At 63.2% G+C, this 6,475-nt stretch carries 8 protein-coding genes; 6 read left to right on the top strand and 2 right to left on the bottom strand.

Translation table 11 applies throughout. The annotated features are described in order from the left end of the window. Window positions 1–270: 270 nt before the first annotated feature. Entirely contained in the window at window positions 271–606 is a 336-nt protein-coding gene (locus HX812_RS29840) for a hypothetical protein (RefSeq protein WP_033896666.1), read from the top strand. On the opposite strand, the gene HX812_RS29845 is transcribed toward HX812_RS29840, so the two are convergent. Beyond that, window positions 596–2,209, bottom strand: coding sequence for a hybrid sensor histidine kinase/response regulator (locus tag HX812_RS29845; protein ID WP_038851569.1), 1,614 nt, complete (start codon window positions 2,207–2,209; stop codon window positions 596–598). The genes HX812_RS29840 and HX812_RS29845 overlap by 11 nt on opposite strands. Window positions 2,210–2,325: 116 nt before the next feature. Between HX812_RS29845 and HX812_RS29850 the strand changes: the two genes are divergently transcribed. Continuing rightward, complete coding sequence (locus HX812_RS29850; RefSeq protein WP_038851568.1) at window positions 2,326–2,928, top strand: response regulator transcription factor; 603 nt, start codon at window positions 2,326–2,328, stop codon at window positions 2,926–2,928. Here the strand turns inward: HX812_RS29850 and HX812_RS29855 are convergent. Continuing rightward, window positions 2,925–3,359, bottom strand: a complete 435-nt coding sequence (locus HX812_RS29855; RefSeq protein WP_038851566.1) for a GNAT family N-acetyltransferase — start codon at window positions 3,357–3,359, stop codon at window positions 2,925–2,927. The genes HX812_RS29850 and HX812_RS29855 overlap by 4 nt on opposite strands. Window positions 3,360–3,498: 139 nt before the next feature. On the opposite strand from HX812_RS29855, the gene HX812_RS29860 reads away from it, so the two are divergent. The 4 genes from HX812_RS29860 to HX812_RS29875 form a co-directional block, all read left to right on the top strand. Further along, the gene (locus HX812_RS29860; protein WP_371318381.1) at window positions 3,499–4,830 is read left to right on the top strand and encodes a flavin-containing monooxygenase; all 1,332 of its coding nucleotides are present in this window, start codon (window positions 3,499–3,501) and stop codon (window positions 4,828–4,830) included. Window positions 4,831–4,855: 25 nt separating this feature from the next. Continuing rightward, the gene (locus HX812_RS29865) at window positions 4,856–5,266 is read left to right on the top strand and encodes a RidA family protein (RefSeq protein ID WP_016969085.1); all 411 of its coding nucleotides are present in this window, start codon (window positions 4,856–4,858) and stop codon (window positions 5,264–5,266) included. Window positions 5,267–5,276: 10 nt separating this feature from the next. Then, window positions 5,277–5,954: a DUF1028 domain-containing protein gene (locus HX812_RS29870; RefSeq protein ID WP_038851563.1), complete on the top strand. Its 678-nt coding sequence runs from the start codon at window positions 5,277–5,279 to the stop codon at window positions 5,952–5,954. Beyond that, window positions 5,951–6,475: M20/M25/M40 family metallo-hydrolase (locus HX812_RS29875; protein WP_178949145.1), on the top strand; the 525-nt coding region annotated here is incomplete at its 3' end. The genes HX812_RS29870 and HX812_RS29875, both read left to right, overlap by 4 nt.

Consider the following 6,475-nt stretch of genomic DNA (forward strand, 5'->3'; position numbering starts at 1 on the left):
GGGTGGCGAAGCCGCCCTAAACCCAGGCACCGCGGTGTTTCAGACAGACCGAGTCTCCTGAGTTTAGGGCGGCTTCGCCACCCAGCGCGGGACAAGCCCGCTCACTACAATGACCTCAGTGTGCCATTAGCACACTTGTGCTAATCGACCCTTCTCCCTTGCGGCGCTATATTCCCCGGCACTTCCAACGCTCTCCCGGCACCGTGCATCCCTTGCGCGTGGGCGCGTTGTGCGCTGGAAAAACCATAACAACCCCAAGGAAGAAGCACCATGAAACTGCAATCCTCCGTTACCCGTCTCACCCTGCTGGGCGCCTTGATCATTGGCGTGGCCGGCTGCAGCAACATCAAGCCTACTGAAGACCATCTCAAGACGCTGTCGGAAACCAACCTGGGCGAGCCGGTCAAGCGTATCTCCAACGTGCGCAGCGACTCGATGACCACCTACTACGTGGCCAGCGCGGCATCCGGCGAGTACAACTGCTCGGTGCCCAGCGGTGCCAGCGGCGGCATGTTTGCCGTGGCCAGCTTCGGCATGATGAAACCTGCCGCCTACTGCCAGCCCAAAGGTGCACGCGGCAACCCACTCCAGGGCTTTACCCAGTAACCGCCTCCTGACTCAGTTCCCGCAGAACACCGCGCAGTTCCGCGGGGCGCACAGGCTTGGAGAGAATGGCGATCTGACGGTCGTGCAACGCGGCCTGGATTTTCTCCACATCGTGCCCGGTGAGGATCAGCGCCGGGACCGCCCAGCCGCGTTGTTCGCGCAGGGCGTCGATGCATTCGATGCCGGTGGCGTGGTTACCCAGGTCGTAGTCGGCGACGATGATGTCGCAGTCACTGACCAGATCACGCCCCGAAGACTCCGCCTGCACCTCGCACCCCCAGCGCTCCAGCAGCGCCTGGGTGGCGAGCAGCACGTTGTGGTCATCTTCGACCAGGCACACCTTCAAACCGGTGAGCAACCCGGCCTGGCGCGTGTCGTCGCGCGGTGCTGCTGCACGCGGCGCGGTGGCCAGGGTGAGGCCATACAGGCTCACGGAAGTGCCACGGCCCACCCGTGAGCGCAGGCTCACGTGCACGCCCATCAACTGCCCCAGGCGCTTGACGATGGACAGCCCGAGGCCCACGCCTTCGACGTCTTTGTCACGCAGGTGGCGTACCCGATAAAACTCCTCGAAGACCTTTGACAGATGCTCCTCGGCAATCCCCCGCCCCCGGTCATGAATCTCCACCGCCAAGCCGCCGTCGCGGATGCGCACGCCGATCAGCACCGGACGCTGCGCGCCATACTTAAAGCAATTGGACAGCACGTTCTGCACCATGGTCGCCAACAGCGCCGGGTCAACCAACACCCAGTGCGCACACGGCCGCAGGCGCAGTTCCACGCCCGCCCAACGTGCGGCCTCGGCGTTCTGCCGCACCAGGTCGGCAAGGAACTCGCCCAGGTGCACCGCCTGGTATTTGGGCAGCAGACGGCCGTTATCGAGGGTGTAGAGGTCGAGAATCGAGCGGAACAGTTGCGACACGTTCAGCAGCGACCGGTCGATGTTGTCCACCAGCCGCCGCTCTTCATCGCCCAGGCGCGCTTCGCGCAGGCACGCGGTGAACAGGCCGATGGAGTGGATCGGCTGGCGCAGATCGTGGCTGGCCTGGGCGAGGAAACGGGACTTTTCAAGATTGGCGGCGATGGCTTGCTCGGACGCCTTGCGCGTGCGCTCCAGCAGGATATGCGCGTACACCGGGATCACCGTGCTGGTGATCATCAGCATCAACACCATGAAAGGTTGCGCCTGCCACACCGGCGTGAGGCGGTACACGATCAACAGCGCGAGCAACGCCAACGCCGTGGCAATCGCCAGGTATCGCGAGCCGTAGCGCATGCCATTGCCGAGGTTGACCCACACCATCACCGCATACAACGGCAGTGCTGCTTCGCCACCGACTACCATGCCGAACGAGGTGCCGGTGTAGTCGTGAAGCATCCCGAAAATCCGCCGCGCCGGGTAGTGTCCGGGCCATCGGGCGATAACTTGGCGCAACACAATGGAGGCCAGCAGGAACAGGAAGATATACAGGATCACCGGCAGGTAAGTGTCCACCGACTGTCCCGGCAGAAAGCCCAACACGCTGATGTAAACGATAGCGATGGAGGCAACCACAATGCGCAGGTTGGCCTGGTCGAGTTCGGAGTTGGTCTCAAGACTCATGGGGTTACGTCCTTGTGGGGCAATCAACAAATCCAACTTGCGTCACAGGCAGGCCTCGGACGTGGTGGTAAGGTAGCATGCAACCGCACAGCCTTGCCCCAGGAAGGAGCACCCACATGACCGGTCGCATCATCATCGCCGACGACCATCCAATGTTTCGCGAAGCCATGCTGCGCACCGTACAGCGCTTGCTGCCGGACGCCGTGGTGCAGGAAGCGGGCGACCTGGACGGGGTACTCGCGCTGATCCGCGAAGGCGGCGAGGTCGACACCCTGATCCTCGACCTGCGCTTCCCCGGCCTGACCTGCATGAGCCAACTGGTCGACCTGCGCCAGCAACTGCGGCGCACCACGTTGATCGTGGTGTCGATGGTGGATGACCCGGCGTTGATCGATCAGGTAATGGCCCTGGGCGCAGACGGCTTCATCGGCAAGAACATTGCCCCCGACGAGATCGGCCAGGCGCTGCTGGCCATCCGCGAAGGCGAAGTACTGGTCAAGTTCGCCCCCTCCGGCCTGCTGCCGCTGGACACCCACACCCTCACCGCCCGCCAGCAGGACGTGCTGCGCCTGATCGCCCAGGGTAAGACCAACAAGGAAATCGCCAAGGCCCTGGATATCTCGCCGTTTACCGTGCGTATCCATGTGTCGTCGCTGCTGCGCACGCTGGATGTACCGTCGCGTGCGGCGGCGGCGGTGAAGTATTCCGGGGAGTTCTAGGCGTTCTCATTACCGGCGCGGGTGAAGGAATAGCGGTCAATGTCGGTGCGCAGCTTCCAGCCTTGGCCTTGCCAATAATCAGCGGCGCTGATGTTGGTCTTGAACACATCGAGGTGGCATTTGTGGATGCCCAGTTGCGCCAGCGCGTCGAGGCAGCGTTGCGTCAGGGCCTGTGCGATACCTTGGCGACGATACTCCGGCAGCACCAACGCATGTTGCAGATAGCCGCGACGCCCGTCATGGCCGCACATCACACAAGCGATCAGTCGTCCTGCGGCTTCAGCGACAAAACTCAAGCCAGGGTTGCGTGCCAGGTAGCGCTCGGTAGCCTCGCGGGAGTCGGCGTTGCGCAGGGAGATGCCGGGGGTATTTTGCATGAGCGCGAGGACGGCGTCGTAGTCGGCTGGGGTCATCACACGAAGGTTGAACATGGGCTGTGCCTGAGGTGAAGGGCCGATCAGATTGGCACACTTTTGTGACGCGCCCCAGCGCTCTGCATCCGATATTTATGCTCACTTCCCAGCTTAATAATATTTTATTTATAGCCCCCCTCCCCCTAGCCTTGAAGTCATGCAAACGCTGAATCCAACTGCATTACGCAAGGACAGAGACATGACTGAAGCAATAACAAAAACAGACACGCTGGTGGTGGGCGCCGGCCAAGCTGGCGTGGCCATGAGTGAGCATTTGAGCAAGCAAGGTGTGCCTCACCTGGTGCTGGAACGCAGCCGTATTGCCGAGCGCTGGCGCACCGGGCGTTGGGATTCGCTGGTGGCCAATGGGCCGGCCTGGCATGACCGCTTTCCGGGGTTGGAATTCGACACGGTCGCTGCGGATGGGTTTGCGCCGAAAGAGCGTGTGGCGGATTACTTCGAAGCCTATGCCCGCAAGTTCAACGCGCCGATCCGTACCGGCGTGGAGGTGCTGTCTGTGGTGCGTAATGTCGGTCGCCCAGGCTTTACCGTGCAGACCAGCGAAGGCGTGATCGAGGCCAACCGTGTGGTTGCTGCCACCGGGCCGTTCCAGAAACCGGTGATTCCGGCCATCGCGCCGAAAGGCACTGCGTTGCACCAGATCCACTCCGCCGACTACCGCAACCCCGCACAACTGCCGGCCGGCGCCGTGCTGGTGGTGGGCGCGGGCTCCTCTGGCGTGCAGATCGCCGATGAATTGCAGCGCGCCGGGCGCCAGGTGTACCTCTCGGTCGGCGCCCATGATCGCCCGCCTCGCGCCTATCGCAACCGCGACTTCTGCTGGTGGCTGGGGGTGCTGGGCGAGTGGGACCAGGCGGCCATGAAACCCGGCCGCGAGCACGTGACCATCGCAGTCAGCGGTGCACACGGCGGCAAGACCATCGACTTCCGTGAGCTGGCCCAGCAAGGCATGACCTTGGTCGGCCTCACGCAAGCGTTCGATGGCAGCGTCGCCCGCTTCCAACCAAACCTGGTGGAAAACCTGGCGCGCGGCGATGAAAACTACCTGACCCTGTTGGATGCGGCCGACGCCTATATCGAGCGCAACGGCGTTGACCTGCCGCTGGAGCCCGAGGCCCGTCGTGTGTTCCCCGATGCGGACTGCATCAAAAATCCGATCCTGGAACTGGACCTGGCCCAGGCCGGCGTCACCTCGATCATCTGGGCCACCGGGTTTGCCGTGGACTACAGCTGGTTGAAGGTCGCCGCCTTCGACGAAGCCGGCAAGCCCCAGCACCAGCGTGGCGTGTCCAGTGAAGCCGGGATCTACTTCCTCGGCTTGCCGTGGCAATCGCGCCGGGGTTCGTCGTTTATCTGGGGCGTCTGGCATGACGCCAAGTATGTGGCCGACCACATCGCGATCCAGCGTCAATACCTTGAATACCACGAAGCCGCCCCGGCGGTTCGTCCCTCGCCTGTCAGTGCCTGATCCCTTTATTGCCGGAGTTTTTCTGATGCCTACTCACACTCGCATCCGCATGTTCAACACCAAGGAAACCTACCCTAACCAGAGCCTGGACAACGACCTGTGCCAGGCCGTGCGCGCCGGCAACACCGTGTACGTGCGCGGCCAGGTGGGCACGGATTTCGAGGGCAATCTGATCGGCCTTGGCGATCCGCGCGCCCAAGCCGAGCAAGCCATGAAAAACGTCAAGCAGCTGCTGGAAGAGGCCGGCAGCGACCTGTCGCACATCGTCAAGACCACCACCTACCTGATCGACCCGCGCTACCGCGAACCCGTGTACCAGGAAGTCGGCAAATGGCTAAAGGGCGTGTTCCCGATTTCCACCGGGCTGGTGGTGTCGGCCCTCGGTCAGCCACAGTGGCTGATGGAAATCGATGTGATCGCCGTTATTCCCGAGTAAGGAGCCGTACATGACTTTTTCAATCGTCGGCCGTTGCGCCGAAACCGGCCAACTGGGCATTGCCATCAGCTCATCGAGCATTGCCGTGGGTGCCCGTTGCCCATGGCTGCGGCCCGGTGTGGGCGCGGTGTCGACCCAGAACATCACACTCCCGGCCCTGGGCCCGGACGTGCTGGACCTGCTGGAACAAGGCCTCGCCCCTGCCGACGCGATCGACAAGGCCCTGACGCGCAACGGCTACAGCCAGTACCGCCAACTGACGGCGATTGATCACCTGGGCCGCAGCGTGCATTTCAGCGGCAGCGAAACCCTCGGCACCCATAACGCCGTGTCGGGCGAACAGTGTGTGGCGGCGGGCAACATGCTCGCCGACCGCGCAGTGATCGAAGCGATGGTCACGGCCTTTGAGCAAGGCGAAGGCCAGTTGGCCGATCGCCTGCTGGCGGCGATGCACGCCGCCATCGCCGCCGGTGGCGAAGCCGGCCCGGTGCACTCCGCCGCGCTGGTGGTGGTGGGCGAACTGACTTGGCCGATCATCAACCTGCGCGTGGATTGGGCTGACGAACAGCCGATCCTTGAACTGCAAAAGCTCTGGGATGCCTATCGCTCGCAAGTGCAGGACTACATCGACCGCGCCCTCGCCCCGGACCGTTCCCCCGGCTACGGCGTGGCCGGAGACGAACGATGAGCACCAGCCGCGAACTGCTGCAGACGCTGGTGGGGTTCGATACCACCAGCCGCGAATCCAACCTGCACCTGATCGAGTTTGTACGCGATTACCTGGCCGGTTTCGGGGTATCCAGCGAGTTGGTCTACAACGAAGAGCGCAGCAAGGCTAACCTGTTTGCCAGCGTCGGCCCGGTTGAGTTGCCGGGGATCGTGCTGTCGGGGCACACCGATGTGGTGCCGGTGGACGGCCAGCCCTGGACCGTACCGCCGTTCGAGCTGACCGAACGCGACGGCAAGCTGTTCGGCCGCGGCACCGCCGACATGAAGGGCTATATCGCCTGCGTACTGGCGCTGGTGCCGGCGTTGGTCGCGGCGCCGTTGCGGATGCCGGTGCACATCGCCCTGTCCTATGACGAGGAAGTCGGTTGCCTGGGTGTGCGTTCGTTGCTCAAAGTGCTTGAAGAACGGCCAGTGAAACCGATGCTGTGCATCATCGGCGAACCGACCGAACTCAAGCCGGTGCTCGGCCACAAGGGCAAG

Origin of the sequence: Pseudomonas sp. IPO3749 (genome assembly GCF_013386605.1) — a bacterium.
GTDB classification, from domain to species: domain Bacteria; phylum Pseudomonadota; class Gammaproteobacteria; order Pseudomonadales; family Pseudomonadaceae; genus Aquipseudomonas; species Aquipseudomonas azotoformans_A.